The sequence below is a fragment of the Streptomyces sp. NPDC001204 genome, assembly GCF_053598035.1.
In genome coordinates this window covers 205,843-230,134 of sequence record NZ_JBSFJL010000009.1, presented here as the reverse complement: position 1 = coordinate 230,134, position 24,292 = coordinate 205,843, and the positions used below count along the sequence as shown (strand labels likewise).

Sequence of the window (24,292 nt, the reverse complement as noted above, 5' to 3'; positions counted from 1 at the left end):
TCGTCACCAACGAGGCCGGGGCGGTCCTCAGCGGTGTTCAGGAGGAGGCCAGCAGGTCGGCGGCGTCCAGTACGGCCGCCGCCACCGCGGCCGGGCGGGTGCGTGGGAAGTAGTGGCCGCCATCGGTGAGTTCACGCAGTTCAACCTGTTCGGCCAGGAACTCCCAGTCCCGCCAGTGGTCCTGGAAGCCCGCGGTGCTCGGGTCGTCGGCGGCGACGACCACGGTGACCGGCGCGGCCAGTCTCACCGCCGGCGGCCTGTCCAGGGCGTCGGCGAAGCAGCGGTGCGCCGACACGCAGTCGTGCCGGTAGGCGGCCCCGACGCGCTCGGCGTGCTCGGCGTTCAGCTCGCCGAGCTCCAGGTGGCCGCCGTCCGCGCTGAGCCGGGCGGCGATATCGGCGTCGCCGCGCTCAGTCAACTCAGCGGCGGCGGCGCGTCGTTCGGCGGCCGTGCCGAGCAGCTGCGCGCCGAGGAACACCCGGGTCACCTCCACTTCGAGCGCGGAGAGCCTCCGGGCGGTCAGCAGGGCGGGCGCGGTGCCGGAGGAGTGGCCCCAGAGCATGACCCGCTTCAGGCCGCGCCCGGCGATCTCTGCGGCGACCCGCTCCACCACCTGTTCCAACGGCGCGAACGGCTCCTCGCCTGCGGCCAGGTCGTGTCCGGGCAGGTCCACCGCGTGGACGGCGACGCCGCTGCCGGCCAGGGCGCTCGCCAGCGGCTGGAAGTTGACCGCGTTGCCGCCCGCGTGGGGGAAACACACCAGCGCGCACTCGGGGGAATCCTCGCCCGCCGACAGCGGCTGGAGCAGCTCCGGCCGCTGCCGGGCCGTGCCGTCGAGGCACGCCGCGAGTTCGGCGAGCACCGGGTGCCGGGTGATGTCCTTGAGGGACACCGCGCGGTTCAGGGCGATGGTGAGCTTCACCGCCGACAGGGAGGTCGCGCCGAGGTCGAAGAAGTGGTCCCGCCGGCCGATCGTCTGCCCGGGCAGGCCCAGCAGTTCCGCCCAGGCGGCCGCCAGCCTCCGCTCGGTCGGGGTGCGCGGGGCGTCGTCGGACTCGCCGGAACCGGCTTCCTCCGCCGTCTGCTCGCCCCGTTCGGCCAGCGCGGTCAGCGCCTTGCGGTCGATCTTGCCGTTGGCGGTCAGCGGCAGCCCGTCCTGCCAGTGGAAGGCCGACGGGACCATGTACGCGGGCAGCACGGCACCGAGCGCGTCGCGCAACTCCTCCGGATCGAGTCGCCGGCCGGTGTGGAAGGCGATCAGATGCGTGCTGCGGCCCGCGAGTTCGGCGACGACCACCGCGCCGTCCCGGACCCCGGGCACGCGCAGCAGGGTGTTCTCGATCTCCCCGATCTCGATGCGGAACCCGCGGATCTTGACCTGGCTGTCCCGGCGGCCGAGGAACTCCAGCTTCCCGCCGGGGTGCCAGCGGCCCCAGTCGCCCGCCAGGTACAGCCGCTCGCCCGGCCGGTGCGGGTCCTCGCGGTAGGCCTCACGGGTCCGCTCGGGGTCGTTGACGTATCCGCGTCCCACGCAGACGCCGGAGAATGCGATCAGCCCGGGGGCGCCGAGCGGCACGGGCGAAAGGTGCTCGTCGACCACGTAGACGCGCACGTTGCCGACCGGGCGTCCAAGCAGTACCCGTTCCGGCACCGCGTCCATGACCTCGTGGTTGGTGTCGTCCGAAGTCTCCGTCAGCCCGTAGGCGTTGACCAGCTTGATGCCGGGCTGGAGGGCGAACCAGCGCTGGACGAGTTCCCGCTTCAGCGCCTCGCCGGTCACCGACACGCAGGCCAGGTCGGGCAGTTCGCGCGGGTGCCGCTCCAGGTACGAGGCCACCACCTCCAGATAGGAGGGCACGACCTGCGCCACGGCGACCCGGCCGCGCACCAGTGTGTCGACGAACCGCTCCACGTCCACGACGGCGTCCTGCTCGACCAGCAGGGTCCGCCCGCCCACCAGCAGCGCGGCCAGCAGCTGCCACAGGGAGATGTCGAAGCACTGCGGAGCCGTCTGCGCCACCACCCGCCCGGGACCGATCCCCAGATCGTCGATCTTGGCGTACAGGTGGTTGAGCATGCCGGCGTGCTCGCACATCGCTCCCTTGGGCTCGCCGGTGGAGCCCGAGGTGAAGTAGATGTACGCCAACTGGCCCGGGGAGACCTCCACTCGGAGGTCGTCGTCCGCGTGCTCCTCCGCGTACGCCGTCTCGATCAGCAGCTTCTCGGTCCCCGGCGGCAGCGCGGCCAGCGCCTCGTCCAGGGTGCCGGTGCTGCCCGGCTCGGTCAGCACCAGCCGGCAGCCCGCCCGGGCGAGCGTCGCCTCGATGCGCCCGGCCGGGAAGTGCGGCTCGATCGGCAGATAGGCACCGCCGGCCTTGAACACCGCCAGTACCGCCGCCAGCCAGTCGAGGTTGCGCTCGGTGACCACGGCCACCACGTCCTCCCGGCCCAGACCGCGCTCCAGCAGCGCGCGGGCCAGCCGGTTGGCCCGCGCGTTCAGCTCCCCGTAGGTCCACGAGCGCTCGCCGTGCACCGCGGCCACCGCCTCGGGGTGGGCCCGTACCCGCTCCTCGAAGAGCTCGTGCGCCCGCGCGGACGGCAGTTCCCGGTGGGGTCCGGCCAGCCCCTCCAGCTGGTCGCGCGTCTCCTCGGGCGACAGCAGGCTCTGCCGGGTGTGCTCGGCGTCCACGTCGGCGGTCATCAGGCGCAGCGCGGTCAGGTGGTAGCCGCAGACCCGGGCCGCGGCCTCGGCGTCCAGCGCGTCCGTGCGGTACCGCAACCGTGCCGTCAGCAGCCCGTCCCGCTCGCCGAAGGCCATCCGCAGCACCGCCCCGTCGGGCAGGGCGCCGCCCCCGGTGTCCGCCGGGTCGAAGACGGCCTCGAACAACGGTCCCTGGAGTCCCAGCTCCCGGCGCAGCTCGTCCACGGGGAAGTCCCGGTGCGCGAGCAGGTCCGCCGCGACACGGTGGGTGGCGAGCACCAGCCGGCGCCAGGACCCCGGCGCGACGGCCGCCCGGCAGGGCAGCGGGGCGGCGTCGGGGCCCGTGACACAGCCCGTCACCACGTCCTGCTCACCGGACAGAGCGGCCAGCACCTTGGCGTGCGCGGCCAGCAGGACCGCGCCGGACGGCACCCCCAGTTCCGCCGCGAGGACGCGCACCGCCCGGGCCGTCCCGGCCGGCACGGTCTCCTCGTGCTCGGCGTCACCGGCCAACGGCTCGCGTGCCCACCGCGGAACGGCGGTGAAGCCGCCGGCGGTGAGCACCTCGCTCCAGAACTCCCTGTCCGCTGCCACGAACGCTCCCATCGAATGGCCCTTCGTCATTTCGCCGTCGGCGCGGCGGGGTTTCCGCCCCATTCCGCCTTCGCGGGGACTTCCTCGCCCTTCATGAGGAAGGAATCGGGCGCCAATACGGCCCCGTCGCCCACCGTCACGCCGTAGTGCACGTGCGCGCCGACCCCGAGGGTGCAGTCGGATCCGAGCCTGGTGTGGTCCGACTTGAAGGTGCCGTCCTCCTGCGAGTGGCACTGGATCTTGCTGCCCACGTTCAGCGTGCAGTCGTCCCCGATGACGGTGAGCGTCCGCTCCGTGATGTAGCAGCCGTCGTCGAAGACCCTGCGGCCGATGCGCACGCCCATCAGGCGCCAGACCAGGCGCTTGAAGGGGGTCCCGTTGAACAGCTCGAGCCACTCGTCCGGCACCTTCCACAGCCGCTCGTGCCACCAGAAGTACGGGTCGTAGATGGAGCACAGGCGGGGGCGCAGGGAGCGGAAGGCGGCGATGGCCCGTTCCACCAGGATGAAGTAGCCGGCCGTGATGGCGACGGTGAGGGCCAGATAGCCGGCGATCACCACGTGGCCCAGCGTGCCGTACAGGTCGACGCAGGCCAGACCGACTCCCGTGAGCACGGCGGCGAGCACCCAGCGCAGCAGCAGGAAGAGTGCGATGGAGCGGAGGTTGTAACGGTTCTTGGCGGCGAGGTTGCGGTGCAGGGCGTCGCCCGTCCTGAGGTGGTCGAAGCGGGTGTCGCGCTCCACCGAGCGGGGGATCTCGAAGGACGGTGAGCCGAGCAGCCCGACCCCTTCGCGCAGTTCGCCGTCGAGGGGGACCATCACCTTCGTCGCGAGCAGGCAGTTGTCGCCCGTTCTCGCTCCCGCCGGATAGGCGATGTTGTTGCCGAGGAAGTTGTGCGCGCCGATCGTCGCCCGGCTCACCTTGAAGGAGGTGCTGGAGTAGTCGGCGTTGATGACGGAGAGCCCGTCGGCCACCATCGTCCCGCTGCCGACGGACACCAGGAACGGCGTCTCGTGCTGCACCTCGGTGCCGAAGTTCGAGCCGGTCTGCTCCACCTGGGACAGGTCGTATCCGAGGCGGCGCAGATAGGGGACGATGTAGGAGCTGTCGCCGAAGAGCCAGGGGAAGAACTTGATGTTCGTCAGGCCGGCCACTGCCCGGTGCATCGCGTAGTGGAAGCCGTAGAGCGGGTAGACCCGGTCGGGCTTGACGGCCAGGCTCAGCAGCCGGGGCACCGCGAGCATGAGGGGCAGGCCCACGACGACCCCGCCGAAGAACAGCACGGCGGACACGACCAGGGTGTCGGTGAGGAACTCCGGCACCGTGGTCAGGGTCGTCCCCGCGTCCAGCCGTCCGCGCAGCGCCGGCACCTCCGCGAACAGCATGTAGACGCCGCCGACGCCGATCGGCAGGTACAGCAGGAACAGCTGGAGCAGGGAGGACACCCCGAAGGCGGCCCGCCGCAGCGTGCCGCACCGGGTCGGCTCGACCCTGATGTGGTCGACCGACGTGGGCTGTGCCGGGGAGCCGTGCCGGCGTTCGCCGGCCGGCACGTGCTGGCCCCGGTACAGGGCGGAGGCGTGGCCGAGCTGTGAGCCGTCGCCCATCGAGGTGTCGATGTCGAGCACCGACTTCTCGCCGACGAAGGCGTCCCGGCCGATGTCGATCCGGCCGGTCTGGATGCGCCCGGCGTGCGCCCGGTAGCACAGGAAGAACGCGTCCTTGCGGATCACGGTGCCCGCGCCGATGGTCAGCAGGTCGGTGCAGACCGGCACGGAGTGGGAGAGGATCGTGACGTCCTTGCCGATCCGCGCGCCCAGGGCCCGCAGGTACAGCACGTACAGCGGGTTTCCGATGAAGAGGATCATCGGATTCGCGTGCAGGAGCACCTTGACGATCCAGAAGCGGAGATAGGCCGCACCCCACACCGGGAACTCGCCCGGCTTCCAGCGGCCGACGAGAATCCACTTCGCCGCGATCGGGAAGACGCACAGGAGGAGAAAACCGCCGGTCCCGAACAACAGGGACCGGAGATAGACGTCGACGAGGCCCGATGCCGAGCCGACCCACTCGTAGGCCTGTGCGGTGGCCATTCCGGCGACGAACGAATATCCGAGGAAAATGAGCAACTGAGCCGTACCGCACAGCATGTAGCGAGCCGTGCTCGGTGCCGTCGCTGCCGGTGCCGGCGTCCCGTCCACGGGTGCCGCTGGGGCCGCCGGCGCGGGTGCGTCGGCGGGGGGTGGAGCGAGGTCCGCGAGGGCTTCCGCCAGGCTGCGGACCGTGGGGTTGCGGTAGATGTCCTTCATGGACACCGGCGGCAGATCTGATCTCTTCCGGACCCGCGCGCAGAACTGCGCCATGACCAGGGAGTTGGCGCCCAGGTCGTCGAAGAAATGACTTTCGGGCGGAACGTGTTCGGCGTGTACGACGTCCGCCAGGATCCCGGCGAGCTCCCTCTCGGTGTCCGCCGTCGCCGGGAGGGAGCGTGCCTGCCCGGCGATCACGGGTTCGTCCGGCCCGGGCATCAAGATGTCGGCAGACTTCTCCACCATGCCAGCTCCCTGAAGGAAAGGTCGAAAACCATCGGCCAACGGTGCCCGGTCTCCGGGACCGTGCGTTTTCGCCTGATCACGAAACCACTGATCAGTCTTGTTCGGTCGTCGCTCGGATGCCACTCGGATTCACTCGCGCCGAGGCAACCGAAGTGTTCGACGCGCCTCTATTCCTCGGTTCTTTGCGCCGACAGCCTGAGTAATCTCACCCGTATGGGGGTTCACCCTCCGGAGGATCCCGGCACGCTGCGGGGGCCGTATCGGCGCCGCGGCCGGCTGGTCGTGGAACGCGCGTTCGGCGGGCCGGCGGTGTCCCGGACCGGGCCGAGTGGCCTCGGTGCGGACCGGCGCGCAGACTGAGCGGTGAGGCGGGGCCGCCCGGGGCCGGGCGGTGTCGCGAGGCCGTCCTGTTCGCTGAGGGGGCCGATATGGCCGTGGAAATCCCGCCCCTGCTGAGTCCCTCACGGCTCAGGCGCCGTGGCGGGCTCTGGGGCGAATGCATGGCGGAGTTCCTGGGGACGCTGGTCCTCATCGCCTTCGGATGCGGCTCGGTGGCCATGGCGGTCGCGGCGCTGCCCGGCTCGGGACGCACCGAGGGGCCCACGACGTTCTTCATCAGCGCCGGTGACTGGCTGCTGGTCGGCTGGGGCTGGGCCTTCGGGGTGGCCTTCGGTGTGTACGTCGCCGGAGGCGTCAGCGGGGCGCACATCAACCCGGCGGTGACCCTGGCCTTCGCGGTGCGCCGCAAGTTCCCCTGGGCGAAGGTGGTTCCGTACTGGATCTCACAGGTGGCGGGCGCCTTCGTCGGTGCCGCGGTGGTCTACGCGGTCTACCACGACGCGATCAACACCTTCGACCAGGCGATGAAGGGACCGAAGACGCATGGGCACACCGTCGCCTCGTTCTCGATCTTCGCCACCTTCCCGGCGCCCTACTTCCACGGCGGTTACTGGGGGCCCCTCGTGGACCAGATCGTCGGCACCGCGTTCCTGGTCATGCTGATCGTGGCGGTCGTCGACCTGCGCAACACCGCCGTGAAGGCCAACCTCGGGCCGCTGGTCATCGGCTTCGTGGTGGCCGCCATCGGTTTCTCCTACGGAGCGAACGCCGGGTACGCCATCAACCCGGCCCGTGACTTCGGCCCGCGCCTGTTCACGTTCTTCGCCGGGTGGGGAGACCTGGCTCTGCCCGGCAGACTGGCCGGTTCGTTCAGCCACTACTGGTGGATCCCGATCGTCGGACCGCTCGTCGGCGGGGTCGTCGGTGTCCTGGTGTACGACCTGTTCATCGGCGACGTACTGCACATCCGTGCCCAGGACAACGAGCTCCCGGAGCCCGGACGCACCCGCCCGACCGAGGAGAGCGGCACGTAGCCGCCCCCGTCACCGGGCGGGTGCGCGCAGGTCGCCCGGGGTGGCCTTATTTCGGACGCTCCGTCGGGAGTACGTCCACCGCCAGGCGTTGGAGACGATCGAGCATGTGGCGCTCGCGCTGTTGCCGCGCCGGCCGCCGTGAGCTTCCCGGCGGTCGGCCCGATCGGCGTGGGTTCAGCCGTGGTAGCTGATGTAGCCGTCGCCGTCGCGGTCGTCGCGGGCCTTGGTGTAGGAGTGGACGTCGGCGCGGGCACCGGAGGGCTTGAGCAGGTAAATGGTGTCCTTGTCGTTGTTCCAGATGAAGTTGCAGTTCTGGCGGTAGACGACGTTCTTGGCGTCGGAGTCCGTGCCCTTGCCGCCGCGCAGCTTCACGTAGTCGCCGGGCTCGAGTTTGTGGTTGGCGCGGAACGTGAACCGGTTGCCGGAGGCGTCCTTGACCACGTAGCCCTTGAGGTTGACGGTCGCGGTGCGCGAGTAGTTCTTGATCGTCAGGTACTCGTTCTTGGTGTTGCCGGTACGGCAGTTGTTGGAGTCCCGTCCGGGCGCGTCGTACTGGACGCCCTTGACCTTCAGCGCGGACGAGTACTCGGCGGCCTGCGCCGGTGCGGCGGCGACGACGGCGACAGTGCCGGCCGTGGCGGCCACGGCCAGCGCGGAGCGTATACGCATGAGGTTCCCCCCTCAGTGGTGCCAATGGAGCCTCAGGAGCATACACAAGACGTAAGAGTGGAGTGACGGAGAGGTGTGGAGAGTGTGAAGGCCGCCGTGTCCTCTCGACACGCGAGCCCTCCTCCGTGCCACGGGTGACGCGCTCGGCGGCGTCCTCGCCTGATACTCCACGCCGGGCGCCTGCCTTCCGCCTCGGGAGGCCCGGGCGCTTCACCCGGTGCGGGACAACCGGCCGTGGTCCCGCACCGGTTGGTCATCCGTTCGTGAGCACCATGCGGAACCGAGCGGTGCCGGCGAGCATCTTCCGGTACGCCTCGCCGGCCTGGTCCAGCGGCACCGCCTCGGTCATCGGACGGATCCCGTGCAAAGCGCTGAACGCCATCGTGTCCTGCACGTCCTGCGCGGTGCCCGACGGATGGCCGCGGACGATCCGGGCGCTCGTGATCAGCTGGAGCGGGCTGATCCCCAGCGGCGTGGGAGCCGCCCCGATCACCACCAGCTCACCGCGGTGCGACAACCCGTCGACGGTCGCCGCGATCGCCTCGGAGCTGCCGGCCGTGGCCAGCACGACCTTGGCGCCGCCCAGCGAACGCAGCGCGTCGGCGACGGGGGTGTCCGTCGTGTTGTCGACGTAGTGGTGCGCGCCGAGCCGCTTGGCGAAGTCGGCCTTGTCGGCTCCGCGTGCGATCGCCACCGTCTCGAAGCCCATGGCCGCCGCGTACTGCACCCCCAGGTGACCCAGGCCTCCGATGCCGAGCACGGCCACCAGATCACCCGGCTGCGCGGAGCTGCGCCGCAGTCCGTTGAACGTGGTCACGCCCGCGCACGCCATCGGCCCGGCGTCGGTCGCCGCCAGGGCGTCGGGGATCCGGGCCAGGGCGTCGACCGGTGCGATCACCCGCTCGGCGAAGCCGCCGTCGTAGGACCAGCCGGGGACCTTCAGATCCGGGCACACGATGAAGTCGCCCTGCCGGCACGGGGTGCAGTGGTGGCAGCTGCCGCCGAACCAGCCCACCGTCACCCGGTCGCCCAGCTGCCAGCCCTGGTCCCGCGTCCCCTCGCCGAGCTGCTCGATCCGCCCGGCGATCTCGTGCCCGGCAACCACCGGGAAAGTGACCCCGGGCATCACGGCGTCCACGAAGAAGCTGTCGCTGTGACAGACTCCGCACGCCTCCACGGTGATCGCGACCTGGCCACGGCCCGGCTCCGCCGCCTCACGCTCGACGATCTCGAACGGACCGCCGGCGGTGGTCACCTGCGCGACTCTGTAGGTACTCATCTGTCTCTCCCGGAAGCGGGTACGACGGCCCCCGCAACCAGGACATCAGCTCCCTGCCGATCGCGCGCGCCGTACCGGACGGGCGGCGGGCCCGCGAGAAGGACCGGCCGCCGTCAGCCGCCCGGCATGGGGCGCACGGTCAGGATCTGCTGGGCGTGGCCGACCGGGCCGTGCAGGTCGTGCAGGACCGTGCTGGTCAGGCCCACCCCGGTCGGGCCGAAGGCCACGGTGGTGTCCAGACCGGTCCAGGGGCCCTCCGGGCGGCGGTGCAGGTGCACGGTCAGGTCGACGTTGGGGAACATCCACGCGGTGGGCGACTGGCGTACGGCGATGCCGTTCGCCGTGTCGACGAGGGAGAGGTAGGAGGCGAGCGGGCTGATGGGTTCGCCGGCGACCAGGGTGAGCGGGGTGGAGACCCAGGCGGTGGTGCGGCCGGGGCTCGGCGGGGCGAGCGGACGCACGTCCAGGGACGCGATGTAACCGCCCGGCCAGAACTCGCTCATCGCCCACGGTTCGAGCCGGTCGGGCGGGGTGAGCCGGTCGCCGGCACCCCCGGCGACGGCCGAGGTGTCCTGCGCCGACAGCAGCCAGACGCGGGCCCGGACCACCGGACGGCCGGCGATGCGCACGACGGCTTCCAGGAGTTCGATGGTGCGGCCGGGGCGGAGGGTCTCCACCTCGATCTCGCACTCGTCCAGGGCCGGGCGGCCCAGGATGTCGTAGCTGATCCGGGCCGGTATGAGCGCGCTGCCCCCACGCGCGGCCAGATGGTCCTCGACGGCGTGGACGACCAGTCCGCCCAGCGGGCTGAAGTGCTGCTCGCGCACGTCCCAGGCACCACCGGCGTGTGCGGTGGGCTTGAAACGGCGCTCGTCGATGCGCTCGTAGTAGCTGTCGGGAACCGGGGCGCCGGTGTTCAACGGGTGCTTCTCCTCGGACTGTTCACAGGAAAGCCGAACAGGCACGGGTCTCTCGCGCCGTATCGGCCGGGCAGCCCCATCATGACCCAGCCCATACTTGGCACCTACACCCACCTGCCGTCAGGAGGCTCCGTGCTCTTGCGTGACGTCACACCCGACGACGTGGACGCGTACGTCCGGATGCGCTGCGACCCGGTCATGATGGCCGAGCTCGGCGGGCCCCTGCCGGCCGGCGGCATGGCGGACAAGGTGCGCCGGGACGCCCGGCAGGCGGCGGCCGGCGTCGCCTGGATCAAGATGATCGTCCCTGACCCGGGCGCCCCCGAGGAGGTGGCCGGGACGGTGACCATCTGGACCCACGACGGCGACGACGGCCCGATGTCGGAGATCGGCTGGATGGTGCTGCCGCGGTTCCAGGGCCGCGGTCTCGGCGGGCGCGCGGCCCGCGCGCTGCTGGAACGAGCGCGGGACGAGGAGCGCTGGGGAGTGGTGCACGCCTTTCCGGCCACCACCAACGCGGCCTCGAACGGGATCTGCCGCTCGCTCGGCTTCCGGTTCGTCGCCGAGCGCGAGGTGGCGTTCGCGGGCCGGGTGCTGCGCACCAACCACTGGGCGATCACCCCACGCACGGACCTGACGCCGGGATGAGGCGGCACGGGTGGGTCAGCCGAGGCTCACCCACCCGTGCTCCTCGGCGGATCGGGCCATCGCGTCCAGGGCCACCGCGGCGGCCACGGCGTCGTCGAGGGTGGCGCCGTGGACCCCGCCCTCCGTGACCGAGCGCAGGAAGTGGTAGGCCTCGATGACCTTGAGGTCGTCGTAGCCCATGGCGTTGGCCGCACCCGGCTGGAAGGCCCCGTACTCGCCGTGGCCGGGGCCCACGTAGACCGTGCTGACGGGCTGGTCCTGGTACGCGGTGCCGCGGCTGACGCCGAGTTCGCCCATGCGCCGGAAGTCCCACCAGAGCGCGCCCCTGGTGCCGTGGATCTCGAAGCCGTAGTTGTTCTGCTCGCCCACCGAGACCCGGCACGCCTCAAGGACGCCGCGCGCGCCGGAGGCGAAACGCAGCAGGCAGCTGACGTAGTCGTCGTTCTCGACCGGACCGAGTTCGCCGCCCGCCGCCCGGGTGTGACCGGCGGTGGCGCCGGCCGGCCGGGCCCGTTCGGGCACGAACACCGCGGTGTCGGCGGCCAGCGACTCGATCTCGCCGAGCAGGTGGCGGGCCAGGTCGACGCCGTGCGAGGCCAGGTCGCCCAGCACCCCGCTGCCGCCGCGTTCACGCTCGTAGCGCCAGGTCAGGGCACCCTCCGGGTGGGCCGCGTAGTCGCTGAACAGCCGGATGCGGACATGGGTGACCCTGCCGATCTCACCGGCCGCGATCATCTCGCGGGCGGCGGCGACGGCGGGCGCGTTGCGGTAGTTGAAGCCGACCGTCCCCCGCACACCGGCCCCGGCCGCTGCGTCGGCGACCGCGCGGGCGTCGTCGGCGCTCAGGCCCACCGGCTTCTCGATCCAGATGTGCTTGCCCGCCTCGGCCATGGCGAGACCGATCTCGCGGTGCAGGAAGTTCGGGGCGGTGATGCTGACCGCCCGCACCCGGGGGTCGGCGGCGATCTCCCGCCAGTCGCGGGTGGCGGAGTCGAAGCCGTACCGCCCGGCCGCCTCCTCGGCCCGGCCGGGCACCTCGTCGGCGACGGCGACCAGGTGCGGCCGTACCGCGAGCCCGGGGAAATGGTGGGGCACGCGGGCGTACGCCTGGGTGTGCACCCGTCCCATCCAGCCGAATCCGACGACGGCGACGCCGAGCGTAGGCACCATGAAAGCCCCTCGTTTGGACCGATCCAAAATCTGGTGGCTCACGATGAGGCCGCCTCCCGCCGGGTGTCAAGCCATCGTATGGAGCACCCTGCGAGCGCTTCCGGACTGCCTTCCGGCCTGTTCTCCCGGACCGCCTTCCGGCCTCTTTACAAGAGACCTGTCCTCATGGAACGGTCCACAGCGTGCGACCGCCCACCATCCGAGACGTCGCCGCGCGCGCCGGTGTGTCCAAGTCCCTGGTCTCGCTGGTGCTGCGCGGCTCCGCCGGCGTGCGCCCCGGGAAGCGGCAGGCGGTGCTCGCCGCCGTCGAGGAACTCGGCTACCGGCCCAACGCCGCCGCCCGCAGCCTCAGCGAGCGCCGCACCCGCACCGTCGGCGTGCTGCTGAACGACATGCGCAACCCCTGGTTCGTGGAACTCCTCGACGGGCTGAACGCCCGCCTGTACGACTCCGGTCTGCACATGCTGCTCGCCGACGGCCACCTCAACCGGCGCCTGGGGGAGGACCTCACCCGCACCTTCACCGAGCTGCGCGTCGACGGCCTGGTCGCCGTCGGCACCCTGCGGGATCCCGGGGCGCTGCGCGTCGCGGCCGGCCGGGTGCCCACGGTCGTCGCCGGTGCCCGCGAACCCGAACTGCCGGGGGTGGACGTCGTCGCGGGCGACGACGAGCAGGGCGCCCGGCTGGCCACCGAGCACCTCATCGCCCTCGGCCACCGGCACATCGCCCACATCGCCGGCCGCGGTGCGGTCGGTGACCTGCGCCGCCGCGGCTTCGAGGCCACCATGCGCGCACACGGGCTGGCCGGCACGGCGGTCGTCGAGCAGGGCGACCTCACGGAGGAGGGCGGCTACCGGGCCACCGTACGGCTGCTCAGCCGTACACGGCGGCCCACCGCCGTGTTCGCGGTCAACGACATGGCCTGCGTCGGCGCGCTGTCCGCCGCCGAGGAGAGCGGCCTCCGGGTCCCCCGGGACCTCTCCCTGGCCGGCTACGACAACACCTACCTGTCGCGCCTGCGCCACGTGTGGCTGACCACCGTGGACAACGCCAGCCACGACGTGGGCCGGCGCGCCGCCCAGCGGCTGCTCGACCGCATCGACGACCCGGACCTGCCCCGCACGGTGGACCTGACCAGCCCGGTCCTGGAGGTGCGCGGCACGACCGCACCGCCCGCCGGAACCGGCTGACGAGTATTGCTCCGGGACGCCCCGGGGGACCTGGGCCGGTACCGGCCGGTTGGATCCGTGGAACCCGGGCCGGCACCGGTCGGGTGGATCTGCGGGACCTTGACCGGCACCGGCCGGGTGGATCCGGCAGCCCGCTGGCGCGGCGGCCGAGCGGCTTCCACGGACGGGGCGGACCCGGCGAATCGCCCCCGGGCCACTGGTTACCCGGACACCGGGGTTCGGAAGTGAGCCCCCTGGGGTCCTCCGCGCTTCGCACGTCGCGGAGGGCCCGCGCACCGGCGCCGTCCGCCGCGGCCACCGTCCTGAGCCCGCGGCCTGCGAAGACCAACGCCCTCGCCGGTCCGGGCCAGGGGTGAGAACATAGCGTGTGTCGCTCATGGACCTACGGCGTTCACCATCGGGACGGGTCCTGATCCTCATCCCCCTGGTGCTGATCGCCGTGGTGGGCGTCGTGGACGCCCTCACCCCGCCGGATGTGCACCTCGGCCCGCTGCTGGTCGCGGCTCCCGCCTTCACCGCCGCGTTCTCCGGGCCCTGGCTCACCGCGCTGATCGGCGCGCTCACCGTCGGGACCGAACTCTTCATCGGAGGGGTCCAGGGCACGCTGGGCACCCAGAACCTCCAGGCGGAGGTCGCGTCCCTGATCATCGTCTCCGGCCTGATCGTGGTGTTCTGCCTGTTCCGGGACCGGCGCGAGCACCAGCTGGCGCAGAGCCGGGTCGTGGCACAGGCCGTCCAGGACGTGCTCTTCCCACCCCTGCCCGAGCGCAGCGGCCCCCTGCGGATCGCCTGCCTTTACCTCGCCGCCCAGGACGAGGCCACCATGGGCGGGGACCTCTACGCCGCCGCCCGCACCGGACGCAGCACCCGGCTGCTCATCGCCGACGTGCGGGGCAAGGGACTGCCCGCGATCAGTCATGCCGCACTGCTGCTCGGCGCCTTCCGCGCGGCGGCGCACCGCCGGCCCTCGCTGCCGCGTCTGGCCGTGCACCTGGACGGCGCGATGCGCTGGGAGTTCCGGCAGTGGCAGACCGCGCAGATGCTCGACATCGACGAGTCCTTTGCCACCGCCCTGCTCGTGGACATCCCCGACAGCGAGCCCGTGCTGCACCTCCTCAACTGCGGCCATCCGTCCCCGCTGCTCATCGGCGCGGAGACTGTCGCCCCCCTGACCGCGCAGGTCGTCGCACCACCGCTGGGCCTGGGTGAACTGTCCGAAGCCTTGGACTACATGGTCGCCTCGTTCCCCTTCCTGCCCGGCGACACACTGCTCCTGCACACCGACGGCGTCCTGGAGGCGCGCAACGCGCGGGGCGACTTCTACCCCCTCGCCGACCGGGCCGGCGCCTGGGTCGCGGAACCGCCGGGGCTGATCCTGCGCCGGCTGCACGACGACCTCCTCGCCTACACCCACGGCCACCTGGGTGACGACGCCGCGGCCGTCGCGATCCGCCGCGGTCCTTAGGGCCTCTCGTTCGGATCATGCCGGGCTCGCGGGCCCTGGCACCGTGCGGCGCGTCACCGGCCACCGCTCACGGCGGCAGGCCGGACGGTGCGTGGGTTTCCGGGCGCCTCGCGATTGCGCCGTGTGCGATCGGGTACGCGAGCAGGGCCCGTGCCCGGCCGGTCACCTCCCGGGCGGGCCGCTCGACTGCCGCGACCAGGGAAACCGCCATGCAGACACCAGCGAACGACAACACCCCGACGCCCGCCCAGCAAGCGCTGGACGTGCTTGCCGAGAACGCCGAGGACACGGTGGCACTGGACACGCTCGCGAGCAGCGACGTGCTGGTCCCCGTTCCCGACGACGCGAGCGAGGAGGACGCCACCAACCCCACGGCGGTGGCCCTGCCCGTCCTCGAACAACCGGGCGGGGAGCCGGTGGTGCCCGTGTTCACCTCCGAACTGGAGATGTCCGACCTGCTGCCCTTCGTCTCCCGCTACCGGCTCGTGCCGCTCGGCGCGCTCGCCTCCCAGTGGCCGGCCGACGACCTGTCGCTGACCATAGACGCCAGCTCGCCGCACGGTCTGACGCTCACCTCGGAGGGGGTGCGCAACCTGCTGGCCCGGCCGCAGGGCTGAGCGGCGCCGCGAGGAACAACCGGGCCGCCCGTCGGCCGGCTGCGGCACCGTGGCGGCGGCCGGCTCAGGCGTCCTGGAGGAGGCCGATGAGGTTGCCGTCGGCGTCCTTCGCCGAGGCGATCAGCCGGCCGCCGCCGACGTCCTGCACGTCCTGAAGCACCTCGGCGCCCGCGGCCACCAGCGCCGCCAGCCGGGCCCTGATGTCGTCGACGTGCCAGTACGGCACCGGTCCGGTCATGCCCTTGGCGTGTCCGTTCGGGTCGAGCCCGACGTCCTGCCCGGCGGCCTTGAAACCGACGTAGTAGGGCGCGTCGGCGTAGGGCTCGACCTCCAGCAGCGCGCTGAACAGGGCCTTCGCCCGGTCGAGGTCCTTGACGGGGTAGATGATCGTCTGCAGGCCGGCAGTCATGGCCATGGCGTACTCCTCGGTATTCGGCGGTATCCGGCTTCGCGTTCCGCAGAGGGAAGGGCCGACGTGTGCGTCGGTGGTTCCACGCTAGGCCGGGGAGGCGCGTGTGGCTTCTCCGATCCTGACCGGTTGCCGGGAGGCGTCACCCGCCTCGCCGTACACACCCCCGTCGGCGCGTGCGGTGCGGATGCGGTGGGGTTAGCCTGTAGCCCGGCCGCGACGGGTGCGCGGCGCGGCGGTGGGGCCCGCCGTACCCAATCGTGGCAGTGCTGCCGCCAACGGTCCCTACTCGCATCACAGGAGCGCTCCGGCATGTCCGGGCGCGGGCGAGCAGGAGACGTACGAGCATGACAGTCCCGGAAACCGACAGCCTTCGGGCGCGGATCAGTCCCGCACGGCGGCGTGCCTGGCGGACGCAGGCGCCGGTGGTTGCGGTGGTGGCACTCGGCGGAGCGCTCGGGGCCACCGCCCGGTACGCCGTCTCGCAGTGGCTGCCGACGCCGGCCGGGGGCTTTCCCTGGGCGATCTTCTGGGTCAACGCCTTCGGCTGCGCGGTGATCGGCGTCATCACCGACGTGTGGGGCGCCCACCGCCTGGTCCGCCCGTTCTTCGGCACCGGCGTGCTCGGTGGCTTCACCACCTTCTCCACCTACGCCGTCGACATCCAGCGGCTGGTGGACTCCGGCCACGCCCGCATCGGGCTGGCATACCTTGCCGCGACCCCGTGCGCGGCCCTCGCGGCGGTGTGGCTGGCCATGACGGCGGCCCGCCGCGTCCTGAAGTGGAGGCAGGGATGACCAGGCTCACCGGCAGCGCGCTGCGCGTGACGGTCTTCATCGGAGAGAACGACACCTGGCACCACCGGCCCCTGTACTCCGAGATCGTCCACCGGGCCCACGCGGCGGGCCTCGCCGGCGCCAGCGTCTTCCGCGGTATCGAGGGGTTCGGCGCGACCTCCCTGATCCACACCTCGCGGCTGCTGTCGATGAGCGAGGACCTGCCGGTGGCGGTGGTGATCGTGGACACCGAGGAGCGGGTGCGGGCGTTCCTGCCGCAACTGGACACACTGGTTGCCGAGGGGCTGGTGATACTCGACGACTGCGAGGTCATCCGGTACGTCGGCCGCGCGGCCGGCTCCGGCGACGCGGGCGCGAAGGGCGGGAAGTCGTCGTGAACTGGCTGCTGGTGGTCCTCGGTGCCGCGGTCGGGGCACCCCTGCGCTACCTCACCGACCGCGCGGTGCAGTCCCGGCACGACTCGGTGTTCCCCTGGGGCACCTTCGTGGTGAACGTCACCGGTTGCCTGATCCTCGGCCTGCTGACCGGCGCGGCGGCCGCCGGCGTCGCCGGACCGCACCTGCAACTGCTCCTGGGCACCGGTCTGTGCGGGGCCCTGACCACGTACTCGACCTTTTCCTACGAGACGCTGCGGCTCACCGAGACCGGTGCGGGTTCCTACGCCCTCGCCAACGTCGTCGCCAGCGTCGGAGCGGGCCTCGGCGCGGCTTTCGCCGGAGTGTGGATCGCCGGAAGCCTCTGACGGTCGCCGTGGATTCCGAGGCCGGTCACCTGGCCGTCACCTCAGCACCGTAAGAGTGTCTACACCACTGTCGACCAACATCCCCAGAACTGGATCCCATGAGCGCCATCTCCGTCGGTCAGGCCGTCGTTCTCGGAGTCGTCGAGGGGGTGACCGAGTTCCTCCCCGTGTCCTCCACCGGCCATCTGAAGATCACCGAGGGGCTCATGGGCATCCCCGTCGACGACAAGTCGGTCGTCGCGTTCTCCGCCGTCATCCAGGTCGGTGCCATCGCCGCCGTGCTGGTGTACTTCTTCAAGGACATCGTGCGGATCATGTCCGCCTGGTTCCGCGGGCTGGCCAACCGGGGGGAGCGCTACCACCACGACTACAAGTTCGCCTGGTGGGTCATCTTCGCGACCATGCCGATCGTCGTGGTGGGTCTGGCCGCCAAGCCCTTCATCGAAGGGCCGCTCGGCTCCCTGTGGGTGGTCGCAGGCTCGCTGATCGCGGGCAGTGCCGTGATGTGGTGCGCGGACCAGATGGGCCGGCACAAGCGCGGTGAGGACGACACCTCCTTCAAGGACGCGATGCTGGTCGGCAGCTCGCAGATCCTCGCCCTGCTCTTCCCCGGCTTCTCCCGCTCCGGCGCCACCATGTCCACCGCGCTCATCCTGGACCTGGACCGCGTCGCCGCCACCCGCCTGTCCTTCTTCCTCGGCCTCCCGGCCCTGACCGGCGCCGGCATCTACGAGCTCAAGGACGCCCTCGGCGCGAGCGTGGGCGCCGTCCCGCTGATCGTCGGCACCGTCGTGTCCTTCGTGGTCGCCTACGCCTCCATCGCCTGGCTGCTGAAGTTCGTCGCCAAGCACTCCTTCAACGCGTTCGTCGTCTACCGGATCCTGATCGGCCTGCTGCTGTTCGGCCTGCTCGGCACGGGTGTCCTCAGCAGCTGAGCACCGGATGGCGGCCGGGGCCCGCCGCCCGGCCCACCGACGCGCCGCACGGGGACCGGCGGGAGGCACAATGGCGATCATGACGTCGTCCCCGACCTACCTGCCGGTCCTGGAGCGCATCGCCGAGGAGATCGAGCACACGCCCGGCCGCGGGCGCCCCGCCGACTACATCCCGGCGCTCGCTGCCCGTGACGCCCGCGCCTTCGGTATGGCCGTCGCCGAGCTGGACGGCACGGTGTACGGGGTGGGGGACTGGCGGGAGCCGTTCTCCGCGCAGTCCATCAGCAAGGTGTTCACCCTCGCCCTCGACCTGGCGCGCGAGGGCGACGAACTGTGGGAGCACGTGGGCCGTGAGCCCTCCGGCAACCCCTTCAACTCCCTGGTGCAGCTGGAGTACGAGAACGGCATCCCGCGCAACCCGTTCATCAACGCCGGCGCCCTGGTGGTCACCGACCGGCTCCAGACCCGTACCGGCGACGCGGCGGGCGAGCTGCTGAGCTTCCTGCGCGCCGAGAGCGGCAACCCCGAGCTGGACTTCGACGAGGAGGTCGCCGCGTCCGAGACCGCGCACGGCGACCGCAACGCCGCCCTCGCCCACTTCATGGCGTCCTACGGCAACGTGGACAACCCGGTGCCGGTCCTGCTGGACCAGTACTTCCGCCAGTGCTCGATCGCGGCCTCCTGCGCCGACCTCGCGCTGGCCACCACGTTCCTCGCCCGGCACGGCATAAGGGCGGACGGCACCCGGCTGCTCGCCAGCAGCCAGGCCAAGCAGGTCAACGCGGTCATGCTGACCTGCGGCACGTACGACGCGGCCGGCGACTTCGCCTACCGTGTGGGCCTGCCCGGCAAGAGCGGTGTGGGCGGCGGCATCATCGCCGTCGTACCGGGCCGCTGCGCGCTGTGCGTGTGGAGCCCCGGACTGGACGAGCGGGGCAATTCGGTGGCCGGCGTGGCGGCCCTGGACCGCTTCACGACCCTCACCGGCCTGTCGGTGTTCTGAGGGGCGCCTCCGGCGACGTCGTGCGGAGCGTGCCCGGGTCGCCGGCCGGTCACACGCGCGAGGCCCGCTTGTGCCTGAACCGCAGGCCGAGCAGAAGGACCCCCGCGCCCAGGCCGACGGCGCCCGCGATGGTCCCCGTCTCCGGCCAGTCGGACCCGGCCGGCCGGGGCGCCCCCGCGGATGCCACGACGGCCCCTCCCGGCTTGGTCCCGGGCTTCGCTCCCGTCGACGCGTCGTGCGAGACGGGCCGCAGGGCGTCGAGCGAGCCCACCGGATCGACGTGCCCGACGGCGCCGAACCCCCAGTCCAGGAGCGCGCGCGCCTCCTCGTAGACGGCGTGGCCCACACCCTCCTGCGGGTTCATCACCGTCACCACGAGGGTGCGCCCGCCTCGGTGGGCCGCGGCGACGAGCGTGTTGCCCGCGTTGGTCGTGTAGCCGTTCTTGATGCCGATCAGACCCGGATACGGCGCCACGCCGCCGGCCCCGGTCAGCAGGCGGTTGGTGTTCGCGATCTGGAACGTGCCGCCGTTGCCCGGGAAGGCGGCGTGCGCGGTGGAGCAGTACCGCGCGAAGTCGGGGTTGCGCAGCCCGGCCCGCCCGAACACGGCCAGGTCGTACGCCGAGGAGTCCTGCCCGGGGGCGTCGTAGCCGTCGGGGGAGACGACCGTGGTGTCCAGGGCTCCCAGGGAGCGGGCCTTGGCCTCCATCTGCCGGGCCGTTTCCTCCCAGCCGCCGTTGAGCGCGGCGAGCACGTGCACGGCGTCGTTGCCGGAGTTGAGGAACACCCCGCGCCACAGATCGGCCACCTGGTACGTGTGGCCCTCGACGACCCCCACCAGGCTGCTGCCCTCGCCGATGCCCGTCAGCTCCCTGGCACTGACGGTGTGCCGGATGCCTCCGGGGAAGGACGGCAGCACGGTCAGGGCGAACAGCGTCTTCAGCGTGCTCGCGGGCGGAAGCCTGCGGTGCGCGTCGTGCGCGGCCATCACCTCGCCGGATTCGGCGTCGGCCACCACCCAGGACAGCGCGGAGACCTCCGGAACCGCGGGCGCCCCGCTGCGGAGCCGGACCTGTGTGCCCTCGTCGTCCAGCACGGCCGGCTGCGGCACCGCCGCCCTCGGCTGCACTATCGCGCCGGGACCCCCGCCGGACGGGCCGACGGCCGCGACCGGAGAGGTCAGCGCCAGGACGGTCGCGGCGCAGAGTGCGCAGCTCGATACCGTGGTGCGCATAGAAAATCTGATCTTCATATCGCAAACGTAGGGACAAACCGGTGCAGGCGTGACGCTGCGAAGAGCCGAACGGGGTTCGCGAGCACCCGGATGTCCTAGCGCGTGCCCTGACGGACGCACAGCGGGTGCGGTGGCGAGGGAGCGCGGAGCGCTCGGCCGGCCGGCGGGCCTAGCCGGTGGGCAGGGTCGGCTGGACGCGGCGCAGGAACGTGGCGTTGTCGGGCGTGTCGCGCAGCCGCTCCAGCAGTGTCTCCAGACCGGCCTTGCCCTCGTGGCTGCGCAGGGCGCGGCGCAGCCCGCGAACCGCCGTCAACTCGGCCTCGCTGTAAAGGAGTTCCTCGCGGCGGGTGCCCGAGGGGGCGATGTCGACGGCCGGGAAGACACGGCGGGCGGCGAGTTCGCGGCTGAGCCGCAGCTCCATGTTGCCGGTGCTCTTCAGCTCCTCGAAGAAGAAGTCGTCGGCGCGGGATCCGGTCTCCACCAGCGCGGTGGCCAGGATGGTGAGCGAGCCGCCCTCCTCGGCCGACCGCGCGGCACCGAAGAGCCGCTTGGGCCCCTGGAGGGCGCCCGCGTCGACACCGCCGCTGAGGGTGCGGCCGCCCGCCGCGGCCGCGTTGTTGTGGGCCCGGCACAGCCGGGTGAGCGAGTCGAGGAGGATGACCACGTCCTCGCCGGCCTCGACGAGCCGTTTGGCCCGCTCGACGACGAGTTCGGCGAGCGCGATGTGCTGCCTGGGGGACCGGTCGAAGGTGGAGGCGTACACCTCGCCGCGCACGCGGCGCCGCATGTCGGTGACCTCCTCGGGGCGTTCGTCGAGCAGCACCACCATCAGCCGGCACTCGGGATGGTTGCCTGCGACGGCGGCGGCGATCTGCTGGATCAGCACGGTCTTCCCGGTCTTCGGCGGCGCCACGACGAGCCCGCGCTGACCCCTGCCGACGGGCGCGATCAGGTCGGCGACGCGGCCGGTGAGCCCGGCAGCGGGGTGTTCGAGGCGCAGCCGCTCGTGCGGGTGCAGCGGGGTGAGGTCGTGGAACCGGCGCCGGGCCCGGGCCTCGTCCGGCGAGCCGCCGCCCACGCTCGTGATCTCGGTGACCGCGTGCTGCTGCCCGAGTACGCCGGTGACGGTGTCGCCCTTGCGCAGGCCGTGACGGCGGATCAGCGCGGGGGAGAGCCGGGGGTCGGCGGGGGTGGGCAGGAAGTCCTCGCCGCGCAGATGCCCCTTGCCGGTCGCGTCGATGTCCAGGACACCGGTGACGGAGCGGGAGGCCGCGGACGTCTGCCGGGGTGCGGCGGGGCGTTCGAGGGTGATGGTCATGGGTGAAGGTCCTTTCGCGGACGGACGGCACGGGGTGTGCGAGGGGAAGGAGAAGCCGCGACAGGGAGGCGTGGAGCACGGCCTCCGGCGGAGGACACCACCTCGGTCGCGGTGCGCTGCCCGGCAGGGCGAAAGGCGCCGCTCACGGAGAGGGTGGGAGAACAGGTCGCGCCGACCGCGACAGATGCGGCGGCACGGCGAACTGATGAAGAACCGCACCGGCGCCCACAACGGGGCGTACACAGGTGCTGACCGAAGGATACCACTCGGCTCGCGCGCGGTGGCGGTTCCGCCGGCGGAAGGGCACGCCGCCGCGCTCCGGTGGCAGTGATCTGCGCCACTCCCGGCCGCCTGCCCGTGACGTTCGCCGACCGCGGCGCGCTGAAAGGACCGGCCACCCCAGTGACGGGTGTGCCTCCCGACTTTCTTCTCTGGGCCGTTTCGGGCCTGTGGGGGTGGATTCGCCGTGAGCCGTCGTACGTCGCATGCGTACCGACCGCTGAGCATGAAGAGACGGGCGTGGCTGACGCTCGGTGCCGTCGTCCTCGGGGGCGGGGGCATCGTGACGTATGCCGTCGCCAGCCCTTCGGGCGACCACGGCGCCGCGGGCCGGGCCAAGCGTCCGCCGAAGGTCTACGACCTCGCGCTGAAGGGCGACACGGACGCCAGGCGTGAGCTGCCTCGCACCGACACCCAGGAGTTCTCGCTGCTCGGCGTCACCTGGACGGGTGCCACCAAGCGGCTGCACGGCACGGCGCAGGTGCGCACCCGGAGCACGGCGAGCGGTGAGTGGAGCGCCTGGCGCGACCTCGAACTGGAGGCCGACCCGCTGGAGAAGCCCGGCCGCGGAGTGCGTGGCGCGTCCGAGCCGCTGTGGGTCGGACCCTCCGACGGTGTCCAGGTGCAGATCGTCCGCAAGAACGGCACCACCGCCCCGATGCCCAAGGGGCTCAAGGTCAACCTGGTCGATCCGGGCGTGGTGACCGACGCCGAGACCAAGGCTCCCACCGGGAGCGAGCCGGCCGCCTTCGTCGCCGGGGCCACTCCCGACCCGACGAGCACCGACACCACGCCGCCGCCCGCCACCCCGACGGCTCCGCCGTCCACCGTCCCCGAGCCGCCGATCGTCTCGCGCGCCGACTGGGGCGCCGACGAGTCGCTCAGCCCCGACCCGTCGGAGTACAACGCCGATGTGAAGGCCGTGTTCGTCCACCACACGGACGGCGCCGCCTACACGTGCGACCAGTCGGCGTCGATCGTGCGCGGCATCTACGCGTTCCACACGCACGCCGAGCCGAGCGGCAACGGCTGGAACGACATCGGCTACAACTTCCTGGTCGACAAGTGCGGCACCGTCTTCGAGGGCCGCAAGGGCGGTGTCGCCCTGCCGGTCCTCGGCGCCCACACCTACGGCTGGAACCGGGAGTCCACGGGCATCGCGGTGCTCGGCGACTACACCTCCACCAGCGCCTCCAGCGCCGCGCTGGCCTCCGTCGCCCGCGTGGCGGCCTGGAAGCTCGGCCAGTACGGCGCCGACCCCGCCGGCACCGTCCAGCTCACCACGGCCGCCACCCAGAAGAACCTCTCCGGCACCAGCTTCACCGCGGGCGGCACGTACACCTTCAACCGGATCTCCGGCCACCGCGACGGCTACGCCACCGAGTGCCCCGGCAATTCCCTGTACGCCCAGCTGCCCACCATCCGCTCCTGGGCGGCCGGTCCGGTGCAGGGCCTGAAGATCGCCTCGGTCACCGGCGCGACCCAGTCGGGCTCGGCGTACTACGCCAAGGGCGGCGCCCTCACCGTGAAGTGGACGGCGACCACGCCGGGCTCGCTCATCAAGAACTTCCAGCTGCTGGTGGACGGCAGGACGGTCGCCACCACGTCCGGCACCGCCACCTCCGCCTCAGCCACGGTGGCGGCGGGCAAGCACACCGTGGCCGTACGGGCCGTGCACCAGTCCGGGAAGACCACGACCACCGCCGCGCTGAACGTCACGGCGGAGACGACCGCCCCGACCTTCACCACCACGCCGAAGCTCGCCCTGCGCGGCGGCACCGTCAACACCGCCGCCGTCCCGGTCACTCTCAGCTGGAAGGCCACGGACGACACGGCCCTGCGCTCCGTGCAGCTGCTGTCCCCGACCACGGCCACCTTCGGCCCGACCACCACCAGCTCCGCCCGCACCGCCAAGTCCGGCACCGCCTCCACCTGGTCGATGCGCGCCGACGACTACGCAGGCAACTCCCGTACGTCGTCCGCGTCGTACACGCCCGTGATCCTCCAGGAGAGCTCCGCCACCAAGTCCGGCAGCTGGACCACCCGCTCGTCGAGCAGCTACCTCGGCGGCAAGTCGTACTCCAGCGGATCCAAGAGCGCCAGTCTCACCTGGACCTTCACCGGCCGCTCCGCCGCCTGGGTGGTCTCCCGCGCCTCGACCTCCGGCCAGGCCTACGTCTACGTCGACGGCACCAAGGTCGCCACGGTGGACCTGAAGTCCTCCGCGACGCAGTACCGGCAGGCCATCTGGACCAAGACCTGGTCCGGCAGTGCCAAGCACACCGTCAAGATCGTCGTGGTCGGCACCTCCGGCCGCCCCACCATCACGACGGACGGCCTCGTCTACATCAAGTGACTGTCCCGCCCCCACCCACCCGGTGCGGGCTTCACCCG

General features: G+C 71.9%; 20 protein-coding genes. 11 read left to right on the top strand and 9 right to left on the bottom strand.

The genetic code is table 11. The features are described from left to right. Positions 1–37: 37 nt before the first annotated feature. Positions 38–3,307 carry a non-ribosomal peptide synthetase gene (locus ACWC91_RS15800; protein WP_450640295.1) on the bottom strand — a complete coding sequence of 1,090 codons (3,270 nt, stop codon included), beginning with the start codon at positions 3,305–3,307 and terminating at the stop codon, positions 38–40. Between the two features lie 14 nt (positions 3,308–3,321). Beyond that, complete coding sequence (locus ACWC91_RS15795; protein ID WP_225077576.1) at positions 3,322–5,850, bottom strand: Pls/PosA family non-ribosomal peptide synthetase; 2,529 nt, start codon at positions 5,848–5,850, stop codon at positions 3,322–3,324. A 428-nt stretch (positions 5,851–6,278) separates the two neighbouring features. Between ACWC91_RS15795 and ACWC91_RS15790 the strand changes: the two genes are divergently transcribed. Further along, on the top strand, positions 6,279–7,223 hold the full coding sequence (locus ACWC91_RS15790) for an MIP/aquaporin family protein (protein WP_450640293.1): 945 nt from the start codon (positions 6,279–6,281) through the stop codon (positions 7,221–7,223). A gap of 174 nt (positions 7,224–7,397) precedes the next feature. Here the strand turns inward: ACWC91_RS15790 and ACWC91_RS15785 are convergent, their stop codons facing one another. The 3 genes from ACWC91_RS15785 to ACWC91_RS15775 form a co-directional block, all read right to left on the bottom strand. Beyond that, positions 7,398–7,892 (bottom strand): lamin tail domain-containing protein, encoded by a 495-nt coding sequence (locus tag ACWC91_RS15785; RefSeq protein ID WP_225077574.1) that lies wholly within the window; start codon positions 7,890–7,892, stop codon positions 7,398–7,400. Between the two features lie 253 nt (positions 7,893–8,145). After that, positions 8,146–9,171, bottom strand: coding sequence for an alcohol dehydrogenase (locus ACWC91_RS15780; protein ID WP_450640291.1), 1,026 nt, complete (start codon positions 9,169–9,171; stop codon positions 8,146–8,148). A gap of 113 nt (positions 9,172–9,284) precedes the next feature. Then, on the bottom strand, positions 9,285–10,091 hold the full coding sequence (locus tag ACWC91_RS15775; RefSeq protein ID WP_225077572.1) for a thioesterase family protein: 807 nt from the start codon (positions 10,089–10,091) through the stop codon (positions 9,285–9,287). A gap of 132 nt (positions 10,092–10,223) precedes the next feature. Between ACWC91_RS15775 and ACWC91_RS15770 the strand changes: the two genes are divergently transcribed. Further along, positions 10,224–10,739, top strand: a complete 516-nt coding sequence (locus ACWC91_RS15770; RefSeq protein WP_225077571.1) for a GNAT family N-acetyltransferase — start codon at positions 10,224–10,226, stop codon at positions 10,737–10,739. A 15-nt stretch (positions 10,740–10,754) separates the two neighbouring features. Here the strand turns inward: ACWC91_RS15770 and ACWC91_RS15765 are convergent, their stop codons facing one another. Next, positions 10,755–11,909 carry a Gfo/Idh/MocA family protein gene (locus tag ACWC91_RS15765; protein WP_450640290.1) on the bottom strand — a complete coding sequence of 385 codons (1,155 nt, stop codon included), beginning with the start codon at positions 11,907–11,909 and terminating at the stop codon, positions 10,755–10,757. Between the two features lie 182 nt (positions 11,910–12,091). On the opposite strand from ACWC91_RS15765, the gene ACWC91_RS15760 reads away from it, so the two are divergent. From ACWC91_RS15760 to ACWC91_RS15750, 3 genes are all read left to right on the top strand, one after another. Next, positions 12,092–13,099, top strand: coding sequence for a LacI family DNA-binding transcriptional regulator (locus ACWC91_RS15760; RefSeq protein WP_376503803.1), 1,008 nt, complete (start codon positions 12,092–12,094; stop codon positions 13,097–13,099). Positions 13,100–13,475: 376 nt separating this feature from the next. Then, a complete protein-coding gene (locus tag ACWC91_RS15755) occupies positions 13,476–14,564 on the top strand; it encodes a PP2C family protein-serine/threonine phosphatase (protein WP_225077568.1) in 1,089 nt (362 codons plus the stop codon). A gap of 209 nt (positions 14,565–14,773) precedes the next feature. Next, positions 14,774–15,181: an SseB family protein gene (locus ACWC91_RS15750; RefSeq protein ID WP_141364137.1), complete on the top strand. Its 408-nt coding sequence runs from the start codon at positions 14,774–14,776 to the stop codon at positions 15,179–15,181. Positions 15,182–15,245: 64 nt separating this feature from the next. Here the strand turns inward: ACWC91_RS15750 and ACWC91_RS15745 are convergent, their stop codons facing one another. Further along, positions 15,246–15,590, bottom strand: coding sequence for a VOC family protein (locus tag ACWC91_RS15745; protein ID WP_225077712.1), 345 nt, complete (start codon positions 15,588–15,590; stop codon positions 15,246–15,248). A gap of 347 nt (positions 15,591–15,937) precedes the next feature. Here ACWC91_RS15745 and ACWC91_RS15740 point away from each other — a divergent pair, with 347 nt between their 5' ends. The 5 genes from ACWC91_RS15740 to ACWC91_RS15720 all read left to right on the top strand — a co-directional run bounded on the left by ACWC91_RS15740 (position 15,938) and on the right by ACWC91_RS15720 (position 19,067). After that, positions 15,938–16,387, top strand: a complete 450-nt coding sequence (locus ACWC91_RS15740; protein WP_450640287.1) for a fluoride efflux transporter FluC — start codon at positions 15,938–15,940, stop codon at positions 16,385–16,387. After that, on the top strand, positions 16,384–16,764 hold the full coding sequence (locus ACWC91_RS15735) for a DUF190 domain-containing protein (RefSeq protein WP_225077566.1): 381 nt from the start codon (positions 16,384–16,386) through the stop codon (positions 16,762–16,764). The genes ACWC91_RS15740 and ACWC91_RS15735 overlap by 4 nt, the downstream gene beginning before the upstream one ends. Further along, on the top strand, positions 16,761–17,129 hold the full coding sequence (gene crcB / locus ACWC91_RS15730; RefSeq protein ID WP_225077565.1) for a fluoride efflux transporter CrcB: 369 nt from the start codon (positions 16,761–16,763) through the stop codon (positions 17,127–17,129). Before ACWC91_RS15735 ends, crcB begins: the two co-directional genes overlap by 4 nt. Positions 17,130–17,227: 98 nt before the next feature. Then, complete coding sequence (locus tag ACWC91_RS15725; protein WP_225077564.1) at positions 17,228–18,064, top strand: undecaprenyl-diphosphate phosphatase; 837 nt, start codon at positions 17,228–17,230, stop codon at positions 18,062–18,064. Positions 18,065–18,134: 70 nt separating this feature from the next. Beyond that, positions 18,135–19,067 carry a glutaminase gene (locus ACWC91_RS15720; RefSeq protein WP_141364147.1) on the top strand — a complete coding sequence of 311 codons (933 nt, stop codon included), beginning with the start codon at positions 18,135–18,137 and terminating at the stop codon, positions 19,065–19,067. Positions 19,068–19,116: 49 nt separating this feature from the next. On the opposite strand, the gene ACWC91_RS15715 is transcribed toward ACWC91_RS15720, so the two are convergent. Both ACWC91_RS15715 and rho read right to left on the bottom strand, forming a co-directional pair. Next, positions 19,117–20,319 (bottom strand): D-alanyl-D-alanine carboxypeptidase family protein, encoded by a 1,203-nt coding sequence (locus ACWC91_RS15715; protein WP_450640284.1) that lies wholly within the window; start codon positions 20,317–20,319, stop codon positions 19,117–19,119. Positions 20,320–20,470: 151 nt separating this feature from the next. Then, positions 20,471–21,619 (bottom strand): transcription termination factor Rho, encoded by a 1,149-nt coding sequence (gene rho, locus ACWC91_RS15710; RefSeq protein WP_281154072.1) that lies wholly within the window; start codon positions 21,617–21,619, stop codon positions 20,471–20,473. 505 nt (positions 21,620–22,124) lie between these two features. On the opposite strand from rho, the gene ACWC91_RS15705 reads away from it, so the two are divergent. Continuing rightward, complete coding sequence (locus ACWC91_RS15705) at positions 22,125–24,254, top strand: peptidoglycan recognition protein family protein (RefSeq protein WP_225077561.1); 2,130 nt, start codon at positions 22,125–22,127, stop codon at positions 24,252–24,254. Positions 24,255–24,292 lie beyond the last annotated feature (38 nt).

Bases quoted from the DNA above. Each gene is read 5' to 3' on its own strand.
- ACWC91_RS15800 (WP_450640295.1), bottom strand. From the start codon at position 3,307: ATGGGAGCGTTCGTGGCAGCGGACAGGGAGTTCTGGAGCGAGGTGCTC.
- ACWC91_RS15750 (WP_141364137.1), top strand. From the start codon at position 14,774: ATGCAGACACCAGCGAACGACAACACCCCGACGCCCGCCCAGCAAGCG.
- ACWC91_RS15745 (WP_225077712.1), bottom strand. From the start codon at position 15,590: ATGACTGCCGGCCTGCAGACGATCATCTACCCCGTCAAGGACCTCGAC.
- ACWC91_RS15780 (WP_450640291.1), bottom strand. From the start codon at position 9,171: ATGAGTACCTACAGAGTCGCGCAGGTGACCACCGCCGGCGGTCCGTTC.
- rho (WP_281154072.1), bottom strand. From the start codon at position 21,619: ATGACCATCACCCTCGAACGCCCCGCCGCACCCCGGCAGACGTCCGCG.
- ACWC91_RS15725 (WP_225077564.1), top strand. From the start codon at position 17,228: ATGAGCGCCATCTCCGTCGGTCAGGCCGTCGTTCTCGGAGTCGTCGAG.
- ACWC91_RS15720 (WP_141364147.1), top strand. From the start codon at position 18,135: ATGGCGATCATGACGTCGTCCCCGACCTACCTGCCGGTCCTGGAGCGC.
- ACWC91_RS15785 (WP_225077574.1), bottom strand. From the start codon at position 7,892: ATGCGTATACGCTCCGCGCTGGCCGTGGCCGCCACGGCCGGCACTGTC.
- ACWC91_RS15755 (WP_225077568.1), top strand. From the start codon at position 13,476: ATGGACCTACGGCGTTCACCATCGGGACGGGTCCTGATCCTCATCCCC.
- ACWC91_RS15790 (WP_450640293.1), top strand. From the start codon at position 6,279: ATGGCCGTGGAAATCCCGCCCCTGCTGAGTCCCTCACGGCTCAGGCGC.
- ACWC91_RS15715 (WP_450640284.1), bottom strand. From the start codon at position 20,319: ATGAAGATCAGATTTTCTATGCGCACCACGGTATCGAGCTGCGCACTC.
- ACWC91_RS15735 (WP_225077566.1), top strand. From the start codon at position 16,384: ATGACCAGGCTCACCGGCAGCGCGCTGCGCGTGACGGTCTTCATCGGA.
- ACWC91_RS15795 (WP_225077576.1), bottom strand. From the start codon at position 5,850: ATGGTGGAGAAGTCTGCCGACATCTTGATGCCCGGGCCGGACGAACCC.
- ACWC91_RS15765 (WP_450640290.1), bottom strand. From the start codon at position 11,909: ATGGTGCCTACGCTCGGCGTCGCCGTCGTCGGATTCGGCTGGATGGGA.
- ACWC91_RS15740 (WP_450640287.1), top strand. From the start codon at position 15,938: ATGACAGTCCCGGAAACCGACAGCCTTCGGGCGCGGATCAGTCCCGCA.
- ACWC91_RS15705 (WP_225077561.1), top strand. From the start codon at position 22,125: ATGAAGAGACGGGCGTGGCTGACGCTCGGTGCCGTCGTCCTCGGGGGC.